The following is a 23,999-nucleotide window of genomic DNA, read 5'->3' as shown; positions in this document are numbered from 1 at the left end:
GTCAGCTCTAATTAGAGCTGACTTTTAGTTTATACATTCTCAGACTTTGGTCTATAAATAACAATACCTACAACTACAAAAATAAGTAAGAAAATGAACAGCATGCGTACCTGATTTGAGATTTGTCCTGTCATAGAAATCGTTTGACGAAGACCTGACACGGAGTAAGACATTGGTAGGAATGGTTGAACGACCTTAAAGAACTTAGGACTTAGTTCAATCGGATAAGTTCCTGCACTAGAACCTAGCTGCAAAAGTAGCATAATCATGGAAGCAAATGCACCATATCTATCATCCCAACCTACAAGGGCTGTAACCAGAGCCATCAAAGTCCATGCTGCAAGGAGAATCATACCAAATGTAGCTAATGGATGATTTGGTACAACCCCCACAAATCGAATAGCAATATAAAGGGCAATAGCAGCCATTGTCGTAATAATACCATTGATAAATAACTTATTCTTAGCCCAGTCAAAACGGCTAGTAAAGTTTCTTCCTGTCAAACTCTTAGCAAAGATGACATTGGTTGAAAGAGCTACAACCATAAGAGAAACAGAAATCATATATGGAGCCATTCCCACACCATTTGTGTCAACCTTATCCTTATCTGTTTTCTTCTCATTGAGCGGAGCACTAACCATTTTTGCATTGTCTGATTTTACCGAAACAAGAGATAGTTGCTGATTAGCCTTATTTAACGAATCAGACAATGTAGAGAGGTTGGTTGACAGACTTGTCAATCCACTTGTCAAAGTATTTCCGCCGGTTGCTAATTGTTGGGCACCTGTATTGAGAGCATTTGTACCATTTTGAAGACTGGCAAATCCAGACAACAAGCTACTACTATTAGCATCTAGAGTTTGAGCGCCACTGGCAATTGTTGACACAGCACCTGTGTAGGTTGACAAACCTGTTGAGAGATTGCTTGCACCTGTAGCTAAAGTACTTTGAGCTGTTGACACACCTGAGGCAACCTGACTTGCTCCAGGTGACAATTGATTGACAAGTACTGAATTGAGACTAGCAATATTAGATTGCATTGATGATACAGTCGATGAGGCTGCTGGAAGAAGGGCATTGGCTGAACTAGCAATACCTGAAATCGACGTTTGTAAAGTAGCTAAATTACTTGAATCTCCACTACCTGTAGTTGTCGTACCTGTCAAGCTAGATAAAGCTGTTGACATACTTGACACATCTGTTGCAATAGTTGAAGCATAACTACTAGCTGTCGATCCTGCATTACTAATTGCTGATGTAATCTCTGCTTGTTGATCTGCTGTCAAGCTCTGATATGCAGCTGTTCCTTGTACCGCAGCTAAATCGTTCGCTTTGTCAGTGGCACTAGCTGTGGCTATAGAGCTAGCTGCAGAAGAGATATTTGAAAGATAAGTCGCTATTGAACTTGTATCTACTGATGTTGTTGATGTTCCACTAGATAATGATGTATTACTTACTGCCGTATTAAGATTTTGAATTGCTGTATTCAAATCAGTTAAATTAGTTGACAAGGTTGACAACTGTGCTTGCTGTTCTTCAGATAAACTTGTTGCTGTAGCCATTTGACTAAGTGCTGTAGACAAAGAATCCGCACCAGTTACCAGAGCGTTCATAGCTTCTGCACCTGAAGCAAATTGACCTGCAGCAGAATTGACAGCCTCAGAGTTACTATTTAAATGTGACAAAGCACCTGACAAAGTTGACACACCTGAAGTATAAGCAGATGCGCCTGAACTCAAGGTATCTACACCTGTCGCCAATGTTTGTGTCGAACCAGCAAGAGTTCCTAGGCCATTTGATAAGGTTTGACTTCCAGATTGAAGTGCACCTGCACCTGCATATAATTGACTGGCCCCATTCGCTGCAGTTCCCATACCACCCTGAAGTTGAGACATGCTCTTAAAGACAGCTCCAACATAGGTTGATGTAATATTTTTAGAAACGGTATCCTTTAACTTAGATATGGCAGAATCGCTCATTTTTGAAGAAACGAAGCTATGTCCTGCTGTTGTTTGATAAGAAATTTCCAGTTTCTTAGGATCATTAGTCAAAAGGCTTGCTGCATTACTTGAGAGGTTTTCTGGGAAAGTAATCACCATATAGTAATTACCATCATCTATTCCTTTTTGTGCCTCCTTTTCAGTCACAAAATGATAGTCCAGATTTTTATTTTTAGACATATTGTCTACCATATCATGACCAATATTTAGAGTTTTATTCTGAAAACTAGCACTCTTATCTTTATTTACTACCGCCACTGGCAAATGTTTGACATTGCCATAAGGATTCCACATAGAAGATAAAAAGATTAGATTATACAAAGCGGGTATCAATGAGACCCCAATAATAGTTATCCATAGCTTTGGACTTTTAAGAAGAGCCTTTAATTCTGCTAACATATTTCTCCTTTTTAGACAGTGTGTTTATTTTTATGATATAATCAATTATAAACTCATTTATATGAAAATCAATATTAAAGAATTATTTTTTGGACACAACGTCTAAAAGTGTATAAAAGGAGAAACATATGACACAAGATCAACGGCGCGAGCAAACTAAAAAAGCACTTTTAGATGCTTTAGTAATATGTCTTAAGGACCAAGATTTCAATGAGATTACAACTATTCGTCTAGTTCAAACAGCTGGGATTAGCCGTTCTAGTTTCTATACTCACTACAAAGATAAGTATGAGATGATTGATAGTTATCAAAAAGAGCTTTTTCATAAACTAGAATACATCTTTGATAAATATGAAGGAAAGAAAGAGGGAGCCTTTCTCGAAATCTTTGATTTTCTCACTCGTGAAAAGCTCCTGTCAGCTCTATTGTCTACAAATGGATCAAAAGAAATTCAAGATTTTCTGATACATAAACTTCAGCGTATGATAGCTGAGGACTTCATTGTCCCTACAGCTGAAGAAAGAGCTCTCAAAGGATTCGAGAAAGACTATGCCAGTATTTATTTTGCGCATGCTATTTTTGGCGCTTGTCAAGCCTGGATAAATAAAGGAAAAAAAGAATCTCCTCAAGAAATGACAGACTTTCTTCTACGATTTATTCCTCAATAAAGCAATATATAGAAGTACACAAAAAGCTGCTTTAACCATCTCAATGGTTAAAGCAACTTTTTTCTTCTACAATTAAGTCCCTAAAATAAAGGGATAATAAGTGAAAACAAGGTCAAAATTGCAGGTCCACCTTGAGTTAAAATAATTTTCTTATTAGCAGTTACAGCACCATAAACAGCAGCAAAGAAAACATTAAGGACAAAAATCGTTACAAGTAGTTGACTATTTGTAAAAATACCATACAAGAGGAACACAGCAATCAAACCATTGTAAATCCCTTGATTTTTAAATAAGTTTGTAACAGAATCACGTTGAAGTTCTTCTTTGCTCATATTGAAAACACGACTAGTCGTGTCCGAATGCGTCGCAAAAGTTTCCAAATACATGATATAGAGATGTTCCAAAGCAACAATCCCAGCTAAAATTAGTGTAATAATAGACATTATATCTCCCTTCTTGAGTAACTTTGACAGTATATCAAAAGTAAAACTCTAAAACAACCTAAATGCTTTATTCGATTTAAAATATGGTAAAATAAAGTGTGAAAGAGAGGTTTTTATGACAAAGACAGAAGTAATCCAGCGTCTCCAAAAAGATTTGAAAATCCCTAGATTTCAGGCTTATATAGAGGATAGAGATTACTCCGAAGAGGAGTACGACCAACTAAAAAAAGATTTTGAAACCTACTTCACTAACTACGTTGAGAATGTTTCAGCAGATTTCGAAGGTGGATTGGATAATAAATAATCAATACCTCAAAGTCATCTATCATAATATTTCGAACCCCTTAGTCACTTGTATTAGATAGACTAGGGGATTTTTAATATTAGAAAACAGAAAAGCCGTCTCATTCTATGAAATGGCTCTAAAATCTATATAAAAGTAAGCAAAAAGGTAAGCAAATTGTCGAAATAGTCTTTGAAAACAAAGAAAAAGCCCATAACAACGGGCTTTTCGATACAATAATCTTAAAATTAAAGCATTTTGTTGTAGAATTCAACGACAAGTGCTTCGTTGATTTCTGGGTTGATTTCATCACGTTCTGGAAGACGTGTCAATGAACCTTCAAGTTTTTCAGCATCAAATGATACGAATGCTGGACGTCCGATAGTAGCTTCTACTGCTTCAAGGATAGCAGGAACCTTAGCTGATTTTTCACGAACTGAAATTACTTGACCAACTTCAACGCGGTATGATGGGATGTCAACACGTTTACCATCAACAAGAATATGACCGTGGTTTACAAATTGACGTGCTTGACGACGAGTAGTTGCAAGACCAAGACGGTAAACAACGTTGTCAAGACGACGTTCCAAAAGAACCATAAAGTTGAAACCAAGCGTTCCACCTTTAACTTTAGTAGCTTGTACGAACAAGTTACGGAATTGTTTTTCACCCAAACCGTATGAGAAACGAAGTTTTTGTTTTTCAGCCAATTGCAAACCGTATTCTGAAAGTTTTGAACGGTTGTTTGGACCGTGTTGACCTGGTACGTAGTTACGACGTGCCAATTCTTTACCTGTTCCTGTAAGTGAGAAACCAAGGCGACGTGATTGTTTCCATGATGGACCTGTATAACGTGACATTAATAATGTCCTCCTATAAAAAAATTTTTTAGGAAATAACGTTTTAGATAAACCTGATTCGTTCAGAAAGACTTCGCCCAAACAGCAAAGGTTACTTTTCTAGCTGACTTTCTGTTGACGAGCTTCATTTTATCCTGCTATTATTTCACATACTTCAATATTCTACCACGAAAAAAAGCCCAAGTAAAGGCTTTTTCTTATTTATTCTCGATTTCAGCCTGTTCCTCAGGACTCAAATAACGAATTAGGGTCTTCTCAGTCAAAATATCTGAATAAGTATAAGACTCAACATAACTATTGTTAATAGCTCCTGCTTGAGAACTGAAGTCTTGATATTCAACAATAAACAACGATGGATAGACTTCCGTCAAACGGCCAATCTTGTTCTTTTCACGTTTACGACCATTCTCTAGGGTCAATTCCACCAACTGACCTTCATGGGCCTTAATAGCTTCCTTGATGTTTTTCATCTTGGCAACATCTGCAAATGCATCACTCATATATATCTCCTTAAATCTGAAAGTTATGATTCCTCAAACTGAGCAATCGATGAAAATTTATTATACTCTTTTTGAAATAGCAATTTAACCGTTCCACGTGCTCCAGCACGATTTTTCTCCAGAATAACTTCAATTGTATTATCTTCAATCTCGTTCTCTGGTTCTTTGCCTTCTTTTCGATAGTAATCCTCACGATATAAAAAGGCAACAATATCGGCATCCTGCTCGATAGATCCTGACTCACGGATATCAGACAACACAGGACGTTTATCCTGACGTTGTTCCACGCCACGAGATAACTGACTCAGGGCAATTACAGGAACTTTGAGCTCCTTGGCCAAAATTTTTAACTGTCTCGAAATATCTGATACCTCTTGTTGGCGATTTTCTGGCCGTGTCCCTGTAATCAACTGTAAATAGTCAATGACAATAAGACCTAGACCACCCTCTACTTCCTGTGACAATTTACGAGACCGTGCCCGAATCTCAGTAATCTTAATACCAGGAGTATCATCAATGTAAATAGGTGCCTCGGCCAGAGCTCCCTGAGCAATCATAACATTATTCCAATCTTGCTCTGTCAATTGACCTGTACGTAAAGCATGGGAATCAATCATACCTTCTGAAGCCAACATACGATCTACTAAACTTTCCGCCCCCATCTCTAGTGAGAAAACTGCAACAGCTTTATTTTGCTTAGTGCCAACGTTCTGAGCAATGTTTAGAACGAAAGCTGTTTTACCAACAGCAGGACGAGCTGCTAAAATAATTAATTGATCAGGGTGTAAACCTGTTGTAATTTTGTCAAGATCACGGAAACCAGTTGGCAATCCGGTAACATCCGACGTTTGTTGTGAACGCATCTCCAAAGTATTAAAGTTGACATCAAGAACTTCAGATATTTTACGAAAACCACTACGATTACTATGCTCCGAAACATCCACCAAGGCTTTTTCGGCATTTGCAATGATTTCATCAGATTCAGTTGAACCCTCATAGGCTTGGTTGACAGTCTCTGTCAATCTACTTATAATACGACGAAGCATGGCTTTCTCAGCCACAATTTTAGCATAGTATTCAGCATTGGCAGATGTGGGTACACTATTGACCAAATCTACAAGATAAGAAATACCCCCTATATTTTGGAGGTCATCTTGGTCATCTAGAATGGTACGTACTGTCGTGGCATCAATGGCTTCATTTCGATCCGACAAAGTCACCATTGCTTTGAAAATGACACGATGGGAATACTTGTAAAAGTCATCTGCTTCGATATATTCTCGAACTGCAATCAACTTGTCAGGATTAATAAAAATAGCACCCAGAACAGACTGCTCAGCCACTAAGTCCTGAGGTTGTACCCGTAATTCTTGAGTTTCTGACACAATTATTCCCTCCTTTACAAGATTTACTTATAGTGTCAAGGTTTACTCAGCACTATTTTTGATATTAAGCTTAATTTTTGCACTTACTTCTTTATGAAGCTTTACAGGAACCTCAATCAAACCAATCGCACGAATAGGATGTTCAAGTTCAATATGACGTTTATCAACCTTGATTCCAAATTGTTTCTGAAGCCCTTCTGCAATCTTTTTAGCTGTAATTGAACCAAAAGTACGACCGTCTGGTCCAACCTTCTCAGTAAATTGAAGACGATTTTCTTCCTTCTCAAGTTGCTCTTTAACGTATTTTGCTTCAGCTAACAACTCTGCAGCATGTTTTTCTTCAGATTTTTGTTTACCTTTCAACTCACCGATGGCTTGGTTTGTTGCTTCTTTAGCAAGGTTCTTTTTAATCAAGAAGTTTTGAGCGTAACCTGACGGTACTTCTTTGATTTCACCTTTTTTTCCTTTTCCTTTAACGTCTTGTAAGAAAATAACTTTCATTTTAGTCCTCCTTAGGAGCCAACTCTCCCATAATAGTTTCAATTAATTTATTTTTTACCTTCGCAACACCACAATCTCTTATTTGACAGGCAGCTAAGTTGAAATGCCCTCCGCCACCTAACTTTTCCATAATACGTTGCACATTAATTGTTTTATGACTTCGAGCAGATATATTTACCGTAGAATCGCTTGTACGAGCGATAACAAAAGTGGCTTCGATTCCAGCCATAGCAAGCATCGTATCTGCTGCTTTTGAAATAACAACATTATTGTAGCATTTATGATCTTCACCCATAGCAACGATAATATCGTTGGTAATTCGATCACCTGCTAAAATCAACTCATTAATACGTCGATACTCCTCAAAGTCCGTAGCCGAAATCGTTTGAATTTCTCCACTATCACTTCCTAAACTACGAAGGTATGAGGCAACATCAAACGTTCGACTTGTTACACGAGTTGAGAAATTTTTAGTATCCAGCATGATACCTGCCATAAGGATAGAAGCTTGAATTTTACTTAACCGCTCTGGAGCCCCTTGAAATTGCAACAATTCCGTAACCAACTCACAAGCAGAGCTTGCTCCACTTTCAATAAAGGTCAAAACGGCATTTTCAGGGAAATCATCATCACGACGATGGTGGTCTACGACAATAACTTCGTTAAATCGAGTATAGAAACTCTTAGATAAAGTCAGATTTACTTTAGAATGGTCGACCATAATCAGCAATGAATTCTGATTAACCAGTTCCTCAGCCTCTGAAAGTGTAATCAGTGGTGACTGTCCATCCTCCTTCAAACGATTAACTGCACGCGCAATATCAGCATTCATAGATTCATCATCGTAAACAGCAAAGCTCTTTCGAACAATCTGACTAGCAAAGTGAGCCATTCCGACAGTAGCACCTAAGGCATCCATATCCAAATTCTGGTGTCCAACAACAAATACTCTTTCGACTGTTTTCAACTTATCCGAAATTGCTGTCATCATAGCTCTTGTTCTTGTGCGAGAACGCTTGATCGTTGAGACAGAACCTCCGCCAAAGTATAGTAATTCTTTGTGATCATCATTTTCCTTGACTACAGCCTGATCCCCACCACGAACAAGGGCAATGTTAAGATTCTGCAAAGCCACTTGTCCGATTTGATCATGCTTAATTGTTCCAAATGAGATCCCCATACTCAGTGTCAGTGGTAAACCACGTTCTTGAGCTTGTTGACGAAAATCATCTAAAACAGAAAACTTTTGATTCATGAACTCCATTAAAACCCTGTAATTAGTGAAAAAGTAAAAACGGTCACCTTCAATACGTCGATAATGGATGTGTTTAGCTTTGGCAAACTCTGAAATAAAACCTGCTACGAATGTATTTATCTTTGAAACATCTGCATCTGGCAAACTTCCTGTCACATCGTCGTAGTTATCGACTGAAATAATACCGATAACAGGACGTGTCATATTTGGGTCTGTATTCGTATCATGATTATAAACATTATCAATAAAGTAAATCAACTTATTATCAAAGTCAACAAAAGCAGCATATTTGTTTTCGCCAACTGTAATCACATTGGATGGTGATCCTTTACGCTTCTGAGCAATAAAATTAGCAACCAATTGCTTATTGAAGTTTCCGTTTTCATCCGAAAGTACTAGCTTCGCATAAGGATTAAACCATTCAATATGATCATTCTCATCAAAAGTAATTACCCCAACAGGCATTTTTCCAAGAAGGGTCTTCAAAGAATCTTCAACATCCTGATTTAGTTCATCTAATTGTTCTATTTCCAAGGATTCGTATGTTGTCTTTTGGTAATGTAATAAGGCAACAACCACTACCATAATGATAAAAAGCGCAAAAATGAGTGCAGACTCAGATTTTAAAATGCGAACAAAGATGGTAGCAATTCCAAAAAGAATTAACCCTATCATTACAAGATGAATCGTTGCAAAGTGAAATCTTTTCATATAAAACCTCTTAATCTAGTAATTATAACATAAAAAAGCCCTAATTAAAAGGCTTTTAAACGCATTACTACCGTTAGTCCACTTTACGACGGGCCTTATTATTGCCTTCAAGGTAAACCATCAGAATAGAGATATCTGCTGGATTGACCCCTGAAATACGACTCGCTTGACCAATGGTCTCAGGATTAATTTTCTTAAATTTTTGACGAGCTTCAGTAGCGATAGAATCAATAGTATCCCAATCAATATTTTTCGGAATTCTCTTTTCTTCCATACGCTTCATCTTGGCTACTTGATCCAAAGCTTTATTGATATACCCTTCGTACTTGATTTCAGTCTCAAGCAACTCTATAATCTTAGCATCCAAATCTTCTGAAGCTGGACCTACAAACTGAGTAGCTGTGGCATAATCAATCTCTGGTCTACGCATAAACTCTTTAGCAGTCATGGCATCTGTCAAGGGCTTAAAGCCTAGGGCTTGAATTTTTTCATTCGTTTCTTTGACAGGTTTCAATTTTTCTTTTGACAGACGTGTCAACTCACTGTCAAACTGATTTTTCTTGATTTCAAAGATATTCCAACGTTCATCGTCAACCAAACCAACTTCTCTACCAATAGGTGTCAAGCGCATATCAGCATTGTCATGACGTAATATGAGGCGATACTCTGCGCGTGATGTTAATAAACGATATGGCTCCAAGGTTCCTTTCGTGACAAGATCGTCAATCATTACACCAATATAGGCATCACTACGTTTGAGGATAAGCTCAGGTTTACCTTGAACTTTAAGAGCCGCATTAATACCAGCAACTAGACCTTGACCAGCTGCCTCCTCGTATCCAGAAGTTCCATTTGTCTGTCCTGCTGTGAAGAGACCTGAAATCAACTTCGTTTCAAGTGTTGCACGTAATTGATGAGGGAGAACGATATCATATTCAATCGCATAACCAGTTCGCATCATCTCCGCTTTTTCAAGACCTTTGATTGAGTGAAGTAATTCTTTTTGAACATCTTCAGGCAAACTTGTTGAAAGCCCTTGTACATACACTTCCTCAGTTTCTCGTCCCTCTGGTTCAAGAAAAAGCTGATGACGATTCTTATCGGCAAATCGGACAATTTTATCTTCGATTGATGGACAATAACGAGGTCCTACACCCTTGACAATACCTGAAAACATTGGGGCACGGTGTAAATTGTTATTGATAATATCGTGGCTTTCTTGATTCGTATACGTTAGCCAACACGGAATTTGATCCTGAAGATAGTCTTCATCCTTCGACAAGAATGAAAAATGATTCGGCTTTTCGTCACCTGGTTGAATCTCAGTTTCTTCGTAATTAATTGATGACGCCTTGACACGAGGGGGAGTACCTGTTTTAAATCGACCTATTTCAAGACCAAGATCCCTCAGGTTTTCTGCCAATGTAACAGATGCAAGGCTATTATTAGGACCTGAAGAATATTTGAGCTCACCTAGGATAATTTCACCACGCAAAGCCGTTCCTGTTGTTACAATAACCGCTTTTGCTCCGTATTTTTGATTTGTGGCTGTTCTGACACCAACTACCTTACCATCTTCAACAAGAATTTCATCAACCATTGACTGACGGAGAGTTAAGTTTTCCTGACGCTCAACTGTATGCTTCATCGTCATAGCATACAAGGCTTTATCTGCTTGTGCACGTAAAGCTCTGACAGCAGGTCCCTTACCAGTATTCAACATTTTCATTTGAATATAAGTTTTATCAATATTTTTACCCATCTCTCCGCCGAGGGCATCAATCTCACGGACAACAATACCCTTGGCCGATCCTCCAATAGAAGGATTACATGGCATAAAAGCCAGCATCTCGAGGTTGATAGTGGCTAGTAAAACCTTACAACCCATGCGAGCTGCAGCTAGGGAGGCTTCTACTCCCGCATGACCAGCTCCGATTACAATAATATCGTACTCTTCTATAAAATTATAAGTCATTTTTTCTCCTACTCTTTAAGATGAATGTGTCGTAATTGTCCGTCCCATTCTGGTAAGGTGGTTTTTAGAAATGCCGGTTTCAGATTAACAGTATGTAGGTCATCTAAAGCAAGCCACCGGCAAGGTAATGGCTTCGCATCTTCTTGCATGGTTAAAGGGGCATCTTCTAGCAAGTCCACTAAATAATGGAACTCGATATTATGATAATGGACCCCAGTTTGTTCAAAGCTATTTTCAACAATGAAAGCTAACTGAACAGCTCTAGATGCGACACCAAGTTCTTCTCTTACTTCTCGAACCACAGCATCTTCAGTAGCTTCATCCACTTGAATAGCACCCCCGATTGTATAAAAACTGTCCTCATCTTCTACGACTAACAAGCGATTGTCTTTTACAATCAAAGCAGTCGCTCTCACACCAAAAACAGTGGAATCAATTTTCGTCCGAAAATCCTGATGTTGCATTTTTTCCTCCCTTAAAACGACACAAAAATAGTCAAAACTCGCAAGAAGTGCAGGGCAAAAAACCTGCAACATCCATGAGCTTTGACCATCATGACTATTGTTAAAGTTATTGTATCAAATCAAATCATTTTGTCAATTCAAATCACTGTTTGATCAAGGTCTGCACACTGACGATAATCATCTGTATTCCTATCGAGAATAGTAAAAGTCCCATCATTTTCGTTATAATTTTCATCAAATTTTTTCCCAAGAAGCCTGCAATTTGTTTTGCACTTCTTAGTAGGAGATAAGTGATGACACATAGTAGAGCAAAAGCAACTACGGTTATTAGTTGATTCCGCAATCCCCCATTAGCCAGGCTTAAGGCAGTTGTAATCGTTCCTGGTCCTGCAAAAAGTGGCATTGCAAGAGGAGAAATAGCAACAGACATTGGATCTGAATTTACTGCTTGCTGCTCCATTCCTTTATAGCTAGGTGAATGATTACCATTAATCATATGATAACCGATAACGGCCACTAATATTCCACCAGCAATTCTGAAAGAAACAATTGTAATTCCAAATACTTTAAAAATGAAATCTCCTGAAAAGATAAAAACAGTTACAATAACAAAGGCAATCAAAAGACTCCTAAAAGCAATTTTTCGTGAAATTTTTTGACTATCATCTGCTACTAAAGCCATGTAAGCAGGAAGATTTGAAATTGGGTTCATTATAGCGAAAAATGCCATAAATGCATAAAACAATTGGGTACTCATCGTTAATACTTAACTCCAGTTAGATATACTGACAAACTTTTCCGTCTTTATAGGCTTGGTCAATAATACCGCCACCCAAACATTCCTGACCATCATAGAAAACAACGGCTTGACCAGGTGTAATCGCACGCTGAGGTTCAGCAAAAATAACCTCTGCTTTCTCACCCTTAACCTTTACAGTAACTTTACTATCAGGTTGACGATAACGGAATTTTGCTGTGCATTCCATTTCAAATTCTTCTGGCATTTCTCGAGTAAAGTGAATCATTGAAGCGTCAAGTGAAGTTGACATCAACGACTCATGGTGGAAACCTTGACCCACGTAAAGAATATTTTTAGAAAGATCTTTCCCTACTACAAACCAAGGAGCATTATCTCCGCCTTTTTGGCCACCAATACCCATACCACCACGCTGACCAATAGTGTAATACATGAGTCCGTTATGTTCACCCATATCACGACCATCGACGGTCATCATACGACCTTTTTGAGCTGGCAAGTATTGGCTAAGAAACTCTTTAAAGTTTTTCTCACCAATAAAACAAATTCCTGTCGAATCCTTTTTCTTGGCTGTTGCAAGACCTGCACGTTCAGCAATCTCACGAACTTCTGGCTTTTGTAGATGTCCTAATGGAAACATCGTTTTCTGCAACTGCTCTTGTGAAAGTTGACTAAGGAAGTAGGTTTGATCTTTATTGTTATCTGCACCACGCAACATATGGACAATGCCGTCTTCATCGTGAACAACTTGAGCATAATGTCCTGTAGCCACGTAGTCTGCTCCCAATGTCATAGCGTAGTCTAGGAAAGCCTTGAACTTGATTTCCTTATTACACATAACGTCTGGATTAGGAGTACGACCTGCGCGGTATTCTGCAAGGAAATACTCAAATACACGATCCCAGTACTCTTTCTCAAAGTTGACAGAGTAATACGGGATACCAATCTGATCAGCTACTGCTGCCACATCTTTATAATCTTCGGTTGCTGTACATACACCAAATTCATCTGTGTCATCCCAGTTTTTCATGAAAACACCAATTACATCATAGCCTTGCTCTTTTAAAAGTAAGGCTGTCACTGATGAATCAACGCCACCACTCATACCGACAACAACACGTGTTTTTGAATTATCAGTCATTGATAACTCCTCCCATCAAATAAAATTAACGTAGACTTGAAGGGTCTAGTTACTCAAATATCGATTCGAAGGTCGATTTTGAAGCGTGAAAGCACGCAAGCCTAATTATATCATGATAAAAAAATAATGCAAAAAGGTTACTTTTAGGCAACCTTCTGTGTTTTAACTTTTATGTAAATCCACTGTAAACCTATTATTCCTAGAACTATAAGTGGAGCAAAGATTGCTACAAATAACCATTCTGGTTCTTGATACCGTAACTCAAGTTTATTTTTTCCTTCTTGCGATGAAACGGTCGGCGTACCAATCGTTGACAAGTTATAGTCATCCTTGTCTAGTTCTTTACCATTTAGTGTCAAGATGGAATCTTTATATACAACTATCGGTAGATTCAATTCCTCCCCTTCATCAGCTTGCCAAGTTAATACGAGGTAGTTATCTTCAATTAACTTTTCGGTTCTTTGATTCGTAACAATGTTTTCATAATAAAGATCGTAAGTGTTTTGCTTACCTATTGTCCCATAGATAGGTACATAATCTGGTGTGGGTTTGACAACTAAATTTAAAAACTGTGACAGGTCACTGTCATTCATGGTAAGACTTATCGTCTGGTAATCTCCTTCAACGTAAGTATGTTTAACAATGGAAATAAGTTCACCATCTTGAGCTGCACTCTTTACACGATCTGTAGTATCCATTATATTTTGAATTAGACCAACCCCTGCAAAGGTAAATAATAAAACAGCAATACTTTTTCGCCAATTTACAAAACGTGTGACAGTCAACCCTGTAATCGCCAACAGCAATATAGTAGCTGGAACAAAAAAGCGAAATGGGAATTGGATCAACTCAGCAAAAGTATTTCCATTTTCTACCAGATACTGCCACGGAAAAAGACCTGTTGATAAAAAGAAGAAAACGAAATAAATAAAATGTAGTATTCGCTTCCATCTTGCTAGTTTTTTCCAATTTACAATAGCGTAAATAAACTGTAAAATGAGTAAAACCATTAAGGATATTGGAGTGTATAGCCAATATCTTGCTGTTCCATCAATTCCATTCTTACCTATCTCCCTATTGATAAATGGATCTAAAAGATGATTCGCATCTCTTAAATAGAGAAGCACCCCCCATACATTTACAGTCAATAAAAGAAAAAGAATAACTGCTATTAAGACTTTTAAAATAGTTTCCTTTTTTTAGAAGTAGTCGCCTTTACAAAAGTGTAAAGATAAAAAGGAAGATACATCATAGCTAGCATTAAAGCACTAAGTACATGAATCTGAAAAATTAAAGCCATTGATAGGGCTAGTCTAACTTGATCTACTCGTTGATAAAATACATAATGAATAGCAGGAATGAAACAATAGGGTAATAGAGCAGCTCCCCAACTAGAAAAGCCTTGACGCATCGTCCAATATTGAATAGAGAATGTCGTTGCATATAGTAAACCTAGTGACAAAGCAATGCTTGTCTTAACTTTACACTGCTTAAGTAACGCATACATTGAAGATTCAGCCAATATATGTAACAATACCCTGGAAACAATCTGATAACGGAACCAAGTACCACTTATTAAAATAAGCCCTCCTTGTAAATAGGCAAAAAAAGGGCCATATAGGGCATTAACAATACGTCCAGACTGTTGAAAACCATACAAGGATAGAAAGTAAGAAAAATTACCATTCTTTAATTGCATAGCAGCTTCATAAAACCTGTTATAGTGAAATATAGAATCTGATCCTAAAATGACTTTTCTAGTAAATAGCTGTGGCGTAACCAGTAATATAGCAAAACCAATAATAAAAAGACTAACCCACAATCTCTCTCTTGATTTAAATATTTGTTTCATTGTCAAACCTTTCATTTTCTATTATAACAGAAAGGCCTATTCCTACCTAATAATAGTTACAATCTAATCTAAAACCCTATAAAACGACTCTTACTTACATCTAGAATAAAAAGCTGGGAGTCTCCTCCCAACTTCTTTAATTTCTTAGTAATTCCAAGCTGACAATCCTTGCGCATTATAGGCGTTCAAAGCCGATTGAATTTGGTCCTCAACAGTTGCTGTTGAGCCCCATCCTGGCATTGTTTGGAAAAGACCCGATGCTCCTGAACCATTTGCTGCGGTATGATCACCGTTTGACTCACGCGCAATAATTGACTCCCAAGTTGACTGAGGGACGCCAGTGGCAGCTGCCATTTGTGCTGCGGCGTAAGAGCCGATTTCTCCTGCAGTATTGCCATTCGAAAGGATAACTGAGCCATTGCCACTCGCAGCAACTGCAGGTGTTGTCCCTTTATCTGGAGTTGGTGTAGTTTCAGTACTTGTTGTAGTAGTCTCTGGCTGAGACTGTTGAGGTGTTTCTACTGTTTCACTTGTTGTCTCAGATTGAGGCTTACTTTCTTCAACGTTTTCTTTGTTAGCTTTTTTCTCTTTGTTGGAGCTAATAGTTGATGATTTGACTAAATCTGCTGTTGATTCTGTCGCTGTTGACGTTGGTGAAGGAGTCGGTGTAACAGAATCTGAAAATGCATTAACCAATCCCTTATTGATTAGTGTAGAAAGAGATACTGCCAAAATGACAATAAAACTTGTTACAATTGCTACTGGCACTGTCAATGATTTTTTTGCTGCTAATTTGACACGACGTCCTTTATAACTTTTTTTAAACATAAATCCCTCCTAGTTTATTCTAGCCACATTCATCATAACTTAGTAATATTACTGTGCATTATTTGTAATGTGTCTAATGTTACAATGATTTATCATTTAAATAAAAAAATGCCAAAAATCTGGCATTTTCTTCATATTTGTATGAGGTTTTAGCTAGTTTCCCACAATTCATTAAAATAAAGTCATTTAGCTTAATACCAACCGTTAGCATTCCAGAAAGCTAGAGCTGCAGTCCATGAACCATAACGGCTTGCTACATAATTATCCGCTACCTTCTCTTGATTTTCAGGAGATAGGTCCCCATTTAAATATGAGGCAGCCAATTGATAACGTCCATAATATTGGCCATTTTGAGCTGTATAGCTACCGCTTGACTCACGTTGAGCAATTTCTTCCTTGGCAGCTGCCTCTGAGGAAGAAAGACTTGTATTTGTTGTTTGAGTACTTTCACTTTGTGTAGACTCTGCCGATTGTGCTGATTCAGCAACTGCTTCAGTTGTAGTTGGCGTAGCTGAGGCTTCTGTAGTCTCTTCTGTAGTTTCATTAATTGTTAAGTTTTGACCTACGGAAATCTTATTGGCATCTTGAATGCCATTTTTTGAAACAATTTCATCGACAGTAGTACCATTCTTCTTGGCAATAGCTGAAAGGGTATCACCTTTTTGAACTGTGTAAGTTTCTGCATTAGCTAAAGCTGTTGCCCCAAGCGTTGCCACTGTAACAAGTCCAAAAAGACCCAATTTTTTAGTGTTAGATGTATTCTTTGTTTGCATGATGATGCTCCTTTATCTATCTATAGTTCAGTCCATATTAGCCAATGATATTTTATTATTTTATTTGGTGATGACTAATAAGCAAATAAGATGGCTTAGTCTATATGGGAATTTTTCATTCCAGATTAAGCTGAAGAACTATAACCATGTAACTATCATACCGTGCAAATATAACATCCACTTGTTAGGGATATTAAAAATATTACAGGCAGTTTGGGATTAGACGAAAAAGAACGCCAACTTGGGCGTTCTTTCAATGGTTCTAGGTCTTAAGACCTAGTTTATATATATATTAACCACTTAACTCTTAAGATAAAAAAGTATTACCCCCAAAGCTAAAATAGCAACAATGGATAAAGTATCTCGGCCATTCCATGAAAGTCGACGATATTTTGTTCGACCGTCACCACCTTGATAGCCTCGTGCTTCCATAGCAATCGCCAGAGCATCTGCCCGTTTGAAGCTAGATGCAAACAAAGGAATTAATATTGGTATAATTGAGCGTACCTTTTGAATAATATTTCCTTCACCAAAGTCAACTCCACGCGCCTTTTGAGCATTCATAATTCGCATCGTATCATCCATCAAAGTTGGTACAAAACGTAAACTTAAAGATAACATTAACCCAATTTCGTGTGCTGGTACTTTAAAAACAGTCATAGGTTTTAAAAGAGATTCAACGGCGTCAGATAAGCTTAAAGGTGTTGTCGTTAGAGTAAGCAAAGTAGAAAAACTAATAATAAGAATAAATCTAAGAAAAATCATCCATCCTTGATTTAACCCAACCTCAGTAATCTTTAAAAAGCCAATAGACCAAAGCACATTCCCTTTTGTATTGAAAAACACTTGAAACAGCGTAGAGAATAAAATAATCCAAATCATCGGTTTAATACCACCTAGAAAAAAACCAAGCTTAATTTTAGATAAGATAACCAAGAAAAGTGTAAACAGGGTTATAATGACATAAGTCAAAGGATTATTGGCCCAAAAGATAATAACAATGTAAACCAACATGGCTAATAATTTACTTCTAGGATCTAATCTATGTATGAAAGAGTTTCCGACAATATAACGTCCAATAATTAACTTATCCATTAGCTAATACCTCTACGAATTCCTCCATTGTAATGGGAAGACTTTCAAAGTGATAACCTTTTTTCTGTAGCTGTAACGCAAACTCTGTAATTTTTGGAACGCCTAATTGCTTCTCTCTAAGTAAGGTGACCTGTTGGAAAACTTCTTTAGGAGCTCCTGACAATACTAAATGTCCTTTTTCCATAACGTTTACAGCTGTTGCGTAATCAGCAACATCATCCATCAGGTGGGTCACTAAAACAATTGTCATTCCAGAAAGGTGTAATTGTTTAAATAGTGTCATTAATTCCTTTCGTCCCTGAGGATCAAGACCAGCAGTAGGTTCATCCAACACTAGAATATCTGGTTGCATAGCCAGAATACCCGCTATAGCAGCACGTCGCATTTGTCCTCCTGATAAATCAAAAGGATTCTGTTTATAAAACTCCTCTGGAAGGCCAACTAATTTTAGACTCTCAATAGCACGTTGCTCTGCCTCCTCTTTAGAAATACCGAAGTTCTGAGGTCCAAAAGAAACATCTTCTAAAACAGTTTCTGCAAATAACTGACTTTCTGGAAATTGAAAAACTAACCCGACCTTTTTACGAATTGGCTTTATTTCCTTATTCTTGGATTGACTAGTTATAATAGTGTCATCAACTTGGACGTGACCGCTAGTTGGTAAATAAAGTCCGTTCAACAACTGCATGATGGTTGACTTACCACTTCCTGTATGTCCAATAAAGGCTGTATATGAACCATCTTTTATTGTGGTTGTCATATCAAAAAGGGCACGCCCCTCAAAAGGAGTACCCGCTTGATAAGTATAACTTACATTTTCGAGAGAGATTCCCATAATTGTTCTACCAATTCCTTTTCTGTCAGATAGTCTTCACAATCTATCAGACCTTTATTTCTTAGCTTTTGAGTTAATAATGCACTGAAAGGGATATCCAAACCTAAATCTACCAATTCTGAGCCCCTACTAAATAGTTCACGAGGACTTGAAATAGACTCCACTTTACCTTTCTTCAAAACCAAAACACGGTCACTCATTGCCACCTCATCAAGATCATGAGTAATTGATAAAACAGTCATTCCATATTGTTGACGAATATCCTTAATGGATTTAATCAACTCTTGGCGACCTTCTGGATCAAGCATACTTGTCGCCTCATCTAAGATTAAAACAGATGGCCTCATAGCAATAATGCCTGCAATAGCCACACGTTGTTTTTGACCACCAGATAATCTGGCTGGCTCTCTATCCTTAAACTCCAACATACCTACAAAAGATAAAGCTTCTTGAACTCTAGAAACCATCTCTTCATAAGCAATTCCTTTATTTTCAAGACCAAAAGCAACATCATCTTCAACGGTTGCCCCAACAAATTGATTGTCTGGATTTTGAAAGACCATACCAATCTTATTACGAATCTCCCAAACATTATCCTCCGTCAACTCTTGTCCGTCCACCATAATATGACCTGATTCAGCCACCAGTAGTCCATCAATAAGACGTGCTGTCGTGGATTTTCCGGAACCATTATGACCAACAATGGATAGCCACTCTCCAGGTTTCACGTGAAACGACACATTATCAAGAATATAAGATGTCTGGTCTTGATTATATTTAAACTTTAAATTTTTTATTTCAATCATTGGTTTATCGTACTACTTAAAAGTGTCTCTAAATAAGAATCCTGCACCTTTGAAATAATCATAGCCTGAGTAAATCGTAAAGAATAAAGCTACATAAAGCATAATCATTCCTATAAGATTCACATGACACAATAATAAAATAATAGATAGCATCTGTGTCACTGTTTTTATCTTACCAGGCATAGCCGCAGCAAGAACTGTCCCCCCGTTTTCAACTAATAGAAGACGGAGACCTGTAACAGCTAGCTCTCGACAAATAATAACTGAAACAACCCATGCAGGTGCTTGATTAATACCAACAAGCATAATAAAAGCTGACATCACCAACATCTTATCTGCCAATGGATCTGCAAATTTTCCAAAATTAGTAACAACATGCCACTTTCTTGCCAAATACCCATCTAAATAATCTGTAAAACTTGCAATTGCGAAAACAATCGCTGCAGCAATATGCATTACGTTATTTCTCGCAAGTGATGTCATCACTAAAAAGACAGGGATTAAAATGATTCTAGCGAGGGTTAGCAGATTAGGTAAATTTTCTTTTTTGAACATTTCTTCTCGATTCTATTGAATTTTTAAAGTTAGGTAACTAGGTTTGTTTTTATCTAATTGAGACAAATCAAGCGACTCACCATTTATCTTTACGGTTACTTTTGAAGATTGTGCAATGGTAATTTGAGTCGTTCTCGTTTTATCTGAAAGATCTAAGGAATATTTTGATTTTTTTGTTTTTGAAAGAAGATAACTCTCTGAAACATCTGAGTTATCTACAGAAAACCATGTATCTTCGTTATTTCCAGACAACTCCACACCTAAAACCACAGAAGAAGCAACATTAGAAAGGTCAACCATTAATTGATTACCTTGCGTAGTTGTTTTAACATTTGCTCCAGAAACCGTAACTTCAGAAATATTTCTAGACGATTTAGCTTTTCCTGCTACTGATAGGTGATTAGCTGTTGAAATAGTATTGAGCTTAATCACCTGAGGTTGATTAGAAAGATGTCTAATAATGATATAACCAACCGAACAGATAATAAGCAACGAAACTGCACTGAGAATTAGTAAGGGGAGGTATGTGGATTTTCTTTTTTCTTCACGTTTATGCTTAGAAAAGCGTGACATGGGAGTTTTTGCATCTAAGCTGTCTTCCTTACGATTAGATTGATTCTTCTTTTCTGCTAATCGTCGCTCCTTCTGTCTCTGCTCTTCATACAAACGTTTACCATCCAAACCTACGAAGGTGGCATACTTTTCAAGCGCCTCTTGCTGAATGTCCTCTGGTAAAGCTTTAAGTTGATCCATTTCCATAGCTAAAAGAAACTGTGCTTCAACTCCAGTAAGTTTCTCCACATCATATAAACTTAATTTTTTCTTTGTTCGTGCCGCACGTAACTGCTCACCAAGAGAATATAACTTCATTTTTCCCCTTTCTAATATTTTTCTTTTTTAGTGCTTCTATTATAACAAATAATTACCTATTTGGGGAATACAACAAAGTCGGTAATTACCATATTTGACAAGTAATGATTCAAAAAATCCTTTAGTTCCTTAGAAGTAATACTCATCAATTCCTGTCCTAAATCAAAATAAGTTTTGTCATTATCTAAGAATGCTAAATATTGATTTCCTAATCCCTGGATATTGTCTAAACTACGTAAGAATTCACCATACAAAGCTTTTTTTTGTAAATCTAACGCTTCTTCTGTCAACAATCTTTTTTTGTCCGCTGACGTCATTACTTGACGAATTAGACTTGACATTTTTATAGGTTCTACGGTGTCCATAGTTATAATGACAAACGAATATCGATTAGAGACCTCGTATTCAATTGATACAGATTCATCAATTTTTCCTTCAGAGTACCAATTTTGATAGTAGGGAGACGTCCACCCAAACAATAAATTAAATAATAATTGTACTAGTAAATTTTCTCTCATACGACTGTCAGAAAAAGTAGCACTTTTAAAACCCACGGCTAATTTGGCGATAGACACCTCCATTTGAAGATTGTCCCTTTTTTTGATCTCGGCCTCAATGAGTTTTTTTTCTTTTTCTACTATCGTTTTCAACTCTGTCAACCTTCGTTGTCTTTCGTTTACAAATGTGTAAACATCATCAACATCAAAATCACCTACTAAGACAAGATGACAGTTTTCTGGCCTATAAAAACAATCAAAGTTATTCTTCAAATCCTCTACAGTAATTTTTTCAATACTTTCATTATTTCCAGCAATGTCTTGACCTAATATGGTATTTGGATACAAGTTTTGCAAACAACCTAGATAAGCTCTATAATCAGGGTCATCTTGATACATATTTATCTCTTGTTCGATAATTTTTTTCTCGTGATTGACAGATTTTTCAGAGCTTGTAAAACCTGACGTAAATTTAAGTAAGAGGCCTAATGCCTCCTCAAAGTTGTCAAGTGTAGAAAAATAGTAAGTTGTCCTGTCCAAGGTTGTAAAAGCATTAACATCAGCTCCAAGTTTGACAAAATCCAATGTTACATCTTTTCCTTGCTCATCCTCAAATAATTTATGTTCAAGAAAATGTGCAATACCAGCAGGATAGGTTTGTAACTCTCCATCAAGATAATAGCAATTATCTATTGATCCAAAATTTATTGATAGAAAAGCAGCTTTTTCTAAGAATCCTTTTTTCTTGATAATAGATAAAGATAAGCCATTATCTAAGGTTGCTGAATAAATCTCTTCATCAATCTTTCGATAATAACGTTTTTTTAAAGCAGACATTCTAAGACACTCCCTCTAAAAAGAACAAACTTTGCAGTTTGACTTGACGTGCCACACGGCAAACATCTTTTTTAGTAACCTTTTCCATATTATCTAACCACTGTTCTGATGAAAGACTTTTATCTTCAAAAATAACCTTATTGAAACATTGTTCAACTAATGTTAACGCATTGTCCTCAGAAAGAAGGGCATTCATTCGTATGATTTTCTTTGTCTGATTTAATAGAGAGCTTGAAAAACGCCCAAGTTTAATATTATTCAATTCTCTACTAATTCCTCGGATAGCTTGATTTCTATTATCTTTTTCAATCCCAGCGTAAACTTCAAGTAAACCTGTAAAAACATTAAGTTGACTACTAATTGAATATGCTAATCCTTCTTTTTCTCGAATCTCTGTAAATAAAACTGAGTGAGCAAATTCACCAAACATCGCATTGAATACAATCAAAGCAAAATAATCTTTATCACCATATTGACAAGTAAACTGATATTCCAACTGTAAAATAGATTGACTACTTTGTCTAGGTTCTATTTTTTCTTTTACGACGTTGGAAAAAGGCTGACTATAGCTGAACTGTAAATCAACTTGACGTCCCTCTAAAGGAAATCTATGTAACCCTTGTAATACTTGATACTCATCAAAATCTCCAACCATAAAGATATCAATGCGATCCTTTGTCAACATGTTTTGAAACTCTTGAAAAGCTGTATATGAAGTCTCTACATCAACAAGTTTCGATTGACCATATTTAGGAACTTTCAATCCTTCGTTTACAAAATAAAGTTCCCTTCCTTTAACCTCACTATAATAGTAATTATTTTCATTGTCAACATCCAGATAAGTCATCAAGTTTCGCTTTTCTATATCAAATACTTTATTTTGGTATTGAGCTACTCTTGACAAAGGCTTGTAAAGACAATCTTTTAGAAATCCTAGGACTTCCCAAAACAATCCATTATCAGAAGGGATAAAAGCCTCTTTTAAATATGTCAACTCGATGTCAACGCTATGTGTCAAGCCTTTCGTTGACACCCTAGTTGACAACTGTGTTCCATATAGAGAGGCTAATCTCTCTTTGAAAGCTTGCACTGTTGGATAGGGCTGGTTGGCTGTAGCCAACATTTGTGAAGCTAAAGCTCGTTTAGCAATCGTTTGTTTGTTCAAAGAAGCCGTCATTCGAAAAACGATACGGTTAGTTTTATATTTTTGTGTTGGAATGAAGTGTACATGGACACCATCAGCAATTTTCATTGATAACCTCTAAAAAGTTTATGCTTTTAATTATACCATTTTTATGCTATCTTATCTCAAGAGAAAGTTGAGGTACTATGGAATACAAATTATTTGATGACTACATCACACTGCAAGCACTTTTCAAAGAACTAAGCATCATTCATAGTGGCGGTGCTATTAAAGGTTTTTTAGCTAACAATACCGTTTTATTCAACGGTGAAGATGAAAAACGTCGTGGAAAAAAACTTCGTCATGGAGATATTATCACAATCCCATCTCAAGAACTTCAAATTACTATCGTGGCTCCTACACAGGTTGAAATTGAAGAACATAGACAACAGATTGCTGAAAAGGCTCGTGTTGCAGCTATTGTAAAAAAAATGAACCAAGATAATAAAAAGAACCAAAAAAGACAGCAACCAAAAGAAAGTAATAAAACTAAACGGAAACCTGTTCGTTTCCCAGGGACCTAATT

General features: G+C 36.9%; 23 protein-coding genes and 1 pseudogene. 3 read left to right on the top strand and 21 right to left on the bottom strand.

Annotated elements, in window-relative coordinates:
- Positions 1-29: 29 nt before the first annotated feature.
- On the bottom strand, positions 30-2,399 hold the full coding sequence (locus tag QRD39_RS07020) for a YhgE/Pip domain-containing protein (RefSeq protein WP_285956091.1): 2,370 nt from the start codon (positions 2,397-2,399) through the stop codon (positions 30-32).
- Positions 2,400-2,527: 128 nt separating this feature from the next.
- Here QRD39_RS07020 and QRD39_RS07015 point away from each other — a divergent pair, with 128 nt between their 5' ends.
- Positions 2,528-3,067 (top strand): TetR/AcrR family transcriptional regulator, encoded by a 540-nt coding sequence (locus tag QRD39_RS07015; protein WP_002888160.1) that lies wholly within the window; start codon positions 2,528-2,530, stop codon positions 3,065-3,067.
- 80 nt (positions 3,068-3,147) lie between these two features.
- Here the strand turns inward: QRD39_RS07015 and QRD39_RS07010 are convergent, their stop codons facing one another.
- Positions 3,148-3,510 carry a DUF1304 domain-containing protein gene (locus QRD39_RS07010; protein ID WP_021152681.1) on the bottom strand — a complete coding sequence of 121 codons (363 nt, stop codon included), beginning with the start codon at positions 3,508-3,510 and terminating at the stop codon, positions 3,148-3,150.
- A gap of 115 nt (positions 3,511-3,625) precedes the next feature.
- On the opposite strand from QRD39_RS07010, the gene QRD39_RS07005 reads away from it, so the two are divergent.
- Entirely contained in the window at positions 3,626-3,814 is a 189-nt protein-coding gene (locus tag QRD39_RS07005; protein ID WP_021152682.1) for a hypothetical protein, read from the top strand.
- Between the two features lie 227 nt (positions 3,815-4,041).
- On the opposite strand, the gene rpsD is transcribed toward QRD39_RS07005, so the two are convergent.
- The 19 genes and pseudogenes from rpsD to yfmF form a co-directional block, all read right to left on the bottom strand.
- Positions 4,042-4,653, bottom strand: a complete 612-nt coding sequence (gene rpsD / locus QRD39_RS07000; protein ID WP_002885833.1) for a 30S ribosomal protein S4 — start codon at positions 4,651-4,653, stop codon at positions 4,042-4,044.
- A 197-nt stretch (positions 4,654-4,850) separates the two neighbouring features.
- Entirely contained in the window at positions 4,851-5,153 is a 303-nt protein-coding gene (locus QRD39_RS06995; RefSeq protein ID WP_002888157.1) for a Veg family protein, read from the bottom strand.
- 23 nt (positions 5,154-5,176) lie between these two features.
- Entirely contained in the window at positions 5,177-6,538 is a 1,362-nt protein-coding gene (gene dnaB, locus QRD39_RS06990) for a replicative DNA helicase (protein ID WP_002888156.1), read from the bottom strand.
- A gap of 42 nt (positions 6,539-6,580) precedes the next feature.
- The gene (gene rplI, locus QRD39_RS06985; protein ID WP_008535997.1) at positions 6,581-7,039 is read right to left on the bottom strand and encodes a 50S ribosomal protein L9; all 459 of its coding nucleotides are present in this window, start codon (positions 7,037-7,039) and stop codon (positions 6,581-6,583) included.
- 1 nt (position 7,040) lies between these two features.
- Complete coding sequence (locus QRD39_RS06980) at positions 7,041-9,005, bottom strand: DHH family phosphoesterase (RefSeq protein ID WP_285956090.1); 1,965 nt, start codon at positions 9,003-9,005, stop codon at positions 7,041-7,043.
- A 73-nt stretch (positions 9,006-9,078) separates the two neighbouring features.
- Complete coding sequence (gene mnmG / locus QRD39_RS06975) at positions 9,079-10,980, bottom strand: tRNA uridine-5-carboxymethylaminomethyl(34) synthesis enzyme MnmG (protein ID WP_285956089.1); 1,902 nt, start codon at positions 10,978-10,980, stop codon at positions 9,079-9,081.
- 8 nt (positions 10,981-10,988) lie between these two features.
- Positions 10,989-11,444 carry an NUDIX hydrolase gene (locus QRD39_RS06970; RefSeq protein WP_143566871.1) on the bottom strand — a complete coding sequence of 152 codons (456 nt, stop codon included), beginning with the start codon at positions 11,442-11,444 and terminating at the stop codon, positions 10,989-10,991.
- Between the two features lie 142 nt (positions 11,445-11,586).
- The gene (locus QRD39_RS06965) at positions 11,587-12,201 is read right to left on the bottom strand and encodes a MarC family protein (RefSeq protein WP_143566870.1); all 615 of its coding nucleotides are present in this window, start codon (positions 12,199-12,201) and stop codon (positions 11,587-11,589) included.
- Between the two features lie 19 nt (positions 12,202-12,220).
- Entirely contained in the window at positions 12,221-13,342 is a 1,122-nt protein-coding gene (gene mnmA, locus QRD39_RS06960; RefSeq protein ID WP_002888143.1) for a tRNA 2-thiouridine(34) synthase MnmA, read from the bottom strand.
- A 143-nt stretch (positions 13,343-13,485) separates the two neighbouring features.
- Positions 13,486-15,194 (bottom strand): annotated as a pseudogene (locus QRD39_RS10140) (hypothetical protein).
- A gap of 144 nt (positions 15,195-15,338) precedes the next feature.
- Positions 15,339-16,022, bottom strand: a complete 684-nt coding sequence (locus QRD39_RS06945; RefSeq protein ID WP_285956086.1) for a transglycosylase SLT domain-containing protein — start codon at positions 16,020-16,022, stop codon at positions 15,339-15,341.
- A 191-nt stretch (positions 16,023-16,213) separates the two neighbouring features.
- Positions 16,214-16,795, bottom strand: coding sequence for an aggregation-promoting factor (gene apf / locus QRD39_RS06940; RefSeq protein ID WP_002888141.1), 582 nt, complete (start codon positions 16,793-16,795; stop codon positions 16,214-16,216).
- 300 nt (positions 16,796-17,095) lie between these two features.
- Positions 17,096-17,890, bottom strand: coding sequence for an energy-coupling factor transporter transmembrane component T family protein (locus QRD39_RS06935; RefSeq protein ID WP_002888139.1), 795 nt, complete (start codon positions 17,888-17,890; stop codon positions 17,096-17,098).
- Entirely contained in the window at positions 17,883-18,725 is an 843-nt protein-coding gene (locus QRD39_RS06930; RefSeq protein WP_008535982.1) for an energy-coupling factor transporter ATPase, read from the bottom strand. The genes QRD39_RS06935 and QRD39_RS06930 overlap by 8 nt, the downstream gene beginning before the upstream one ends.
- A complete protein-coding gene (locus tag QRD39_RS06925) occupies positions 18,701-19,531 on the bottom strand; it encodes an energy-coupling factor ABC transporter ATP-binding protein (RefSeq protein WP_285956085.1) in 831 nt (276 codons plus the stop codon). Before QRD39_RS06925 ends, QRD39_RS06930 begins: the two co-directional genes overlap by 25 nt.
- A gap of 12 nt (positions 19,532-19,543) precedes the next feature.
- On the bottom strand, positions 19,544-20,086 hold the full coding sequence (pgsA, locus tag QRD39_RS06920) for a CDP-diacylglycerol--glycerol-3-phosphate 3-phosphatidyltransferase (protein ID WP_008535980.1): 543 nt from the start codon (positions 20,084-20,086) through the stop codon (positions 19,544-19,546).
- A gap of 12 nt (positions 20,087-20,098) precedes the next feature.
- Positions 20,099-20,956, bottom strand: coding sequence for a helix-turn-helix domain-containing protein (locus QRD39_RS06915; protein ID WP_285956084.1), 858 nt, complete (start codon positions 20,954-20,956; stop codon positions 20,099-20,101).
- A gap of 56 nt (positions 20,957-21,012) precedes the next feature.
- On the bottom strand, positions 21,013-22,290 hold the full coding sequence (gene yfmH / locus QRD39_RS06910) for an EF-P 5-aminopentanol modification-associated protein YfmH (RefSeq protein WP_285956083.1): 1,278 nt from the start codon (positions 22,288-22,290) through the stop codon (positions 21,013-21,015).
- 1 nt (position 22,291) lies between these two features.
- Positions 22,292-23,542, bottom strand: coding sequence for an EF-P 5-aminopentanol modification-associated protein YfmF (gene yfmF / locus QRD39_RS06905; RefSeq protein ID WP_285956082.1), 1,251 nt, complete (start codon positions 23,540-23,542; stop codon positions 22,292-22,294).
- Positions 23,543-23,619: 77 nt separating this feature from the next.
- Between yfmF and yaaA the strand changes: the two genes are divergently transcribed.
- Complete coding sequence (yaaA, locus tag QRD39_RS06900; protein WP_285956081.1) at positions 23,620-23,997, top strand: S4 domain-containing protein YaaA; 378 nt, start codon at positions 23,620-23,622, stop codon at positions 23,995-23,997.
- The last annotated feature ends 2 nt before the right edge of the window (positions 23,998-23,999 follow it).

It is taken from the genome of Streptococcus raffinosi, from assembly GCF_030284685.1.
Classification (GTDB): Bacteria; Bacillota; Bacilli; order Lactobacillales; family Streptococcaceae; genus Streptococcus; species Streptococcus raffinosi.
The sequence above is the reverse complement of the archived record's forward strand: the minus strand, read 5'-3'. Positions and strand labels throughout refer to the sequence as shown.

Coding starts and splice junctions, on each gene's coding strand:
- QRD39_RS06965 (WP_143566870.1), bottom strand. CDS start 12,201: ATGAGTACCCAATTGTTTTATGCATTTATGGCATTTTTCGCTATAATG.
- QRD39_RS06930 (WP_008535982.1), bottom strand. CDS start 18,725: ATGGGAATCTCTCTCGAAAATGTAAGTTATACTTATCAAGCGGGTACT.
- mnmG (WP_285956089.1), bottom strand. CDS start 10,980: ATGACTTATAATTTTATAGAAGAGTACGATATTATTGTAATCGGAGCT.
- yaaA (WP_285956081.1), top strand. CDS start 23,620: ATGGAATACAAATTATTTGATGACTACATCACACTGCAAGCACTTTTC.
- QRD39_RS06980 (WP_285956090.1), bottom strand. CDS start 9,005: ATGAAAAGATTTCACTTTGCAACGATTCATCTTGTAATGATAGGGTTA.
- mnmA (WP_002888143.1), bottom strand. CDS start 13,342: ATGACTGATAATTCAAAAACACGTGTTGTTGTCGGTATGAGTGGTGGC.
- yfmF (WP_285956082.1), bottom strand. CDS start 23,542: ATGAAAATTGCTGATGGTGTCCATGTACACTTCATTCCAACACAAAAA.
- QRD39_RS06915 (WP_285956084.1), bottom strand. CDS start 20,956: ATGAAGTTATATTCTCTTGGTGAGCAGTTACGTGCGGCACGAACAAAG.
- QRD39_RS06925 (WP_285956085.1), bottom strand. CDS start 19,531: ATGATTGAAATAAAAAATTTAAAGTTTAAATATAATCAAGACCAGACA.
- QRD39_RS07015 (WP_002888160.1), top strand. CDS start 2,528: ATGACACAAGATCAACGGCGCGAGCAAACTAAAAAAGCACTTTTAGAT.
- apf (WP_002888141.1), bottom strand. CDS start 16,795: ATGCAAACAAAGAATACATCTAACACTAAAAAATTGGGTCTTTTTGGA.
- yfmH (WP_285956083.1), bottom strand. CDS start 22,290: ATGTCTGCTTTAAAAAAACGTTATTATCGAAAGATTGATGAAGAGATT.
- QRD39_RS06945 (WP_285956086.1), bottom strand. CDS start 16,022: ATGTTTAAAAAAAGTTATAAAGGACGTCGTGTCAAATTAGCAGCAAAA.
- rplI (WP_008535997.1), bottom strand. CDS start 7,039: ATGAAAGTTATTTTCTTACAAGACGTTAAAGGAAAAGGAAAAAAAGGT.
- QRD39_RS07020 (WP_285956091.1), bottom strand. CDS start 2,399: ATGTTAGCAGAATTAAAGGCTCTTCTTAAAAGTCCAAAGCTATGGATA.
- QRD39_RS06995 (WP_002888157.1), bottom strand. CDS start 5,153: ATGAGTGATGCATTTGCAGATGTTGCCAAGATGAAAAACATCAAGGAA.
- rpsD (WP_002885833.1), bottom strand. CDS start 4,653: ATGTCACGTTATACAGGTCCATCATGGAAACAATCACGTCGCCTTGGT.
- pgsA (WP_008535980.1), bottom strand. CDS start 20,086: ATGTTCAAAAAAGAAAATTTACCTAATCTGCTAACCCTCGCTAGAATC.
- QRD39_RS06970 (WP_143566871.1), bottom strand. CDS start 11,444: ATGCAACATCAGGATTTTCGGACGAAAATTGATTCCACTGTTTTTGGT.
- QRD39_RS07010 (WP_021152681.1), bottom strand. CDS start 3,510: ATGTCTATTATTACACTAATTTTAGCTGGGATTGTTGCTTTGGAACAT.
- QRD39_RS06935 (WP_002888139.1), bottom strand. CDS start 17,890: ATGGATAAGTTAATTATTGGACGTTATATTGTCGGAAACTCTTTCATA.
- QRD39_RS07005 (WP_021152682.1), top strand. CDS start 3,626: ATGACAAAGACAGAAGTAATCCAGCGTCTCCAAAAAGATTTGAAAATC.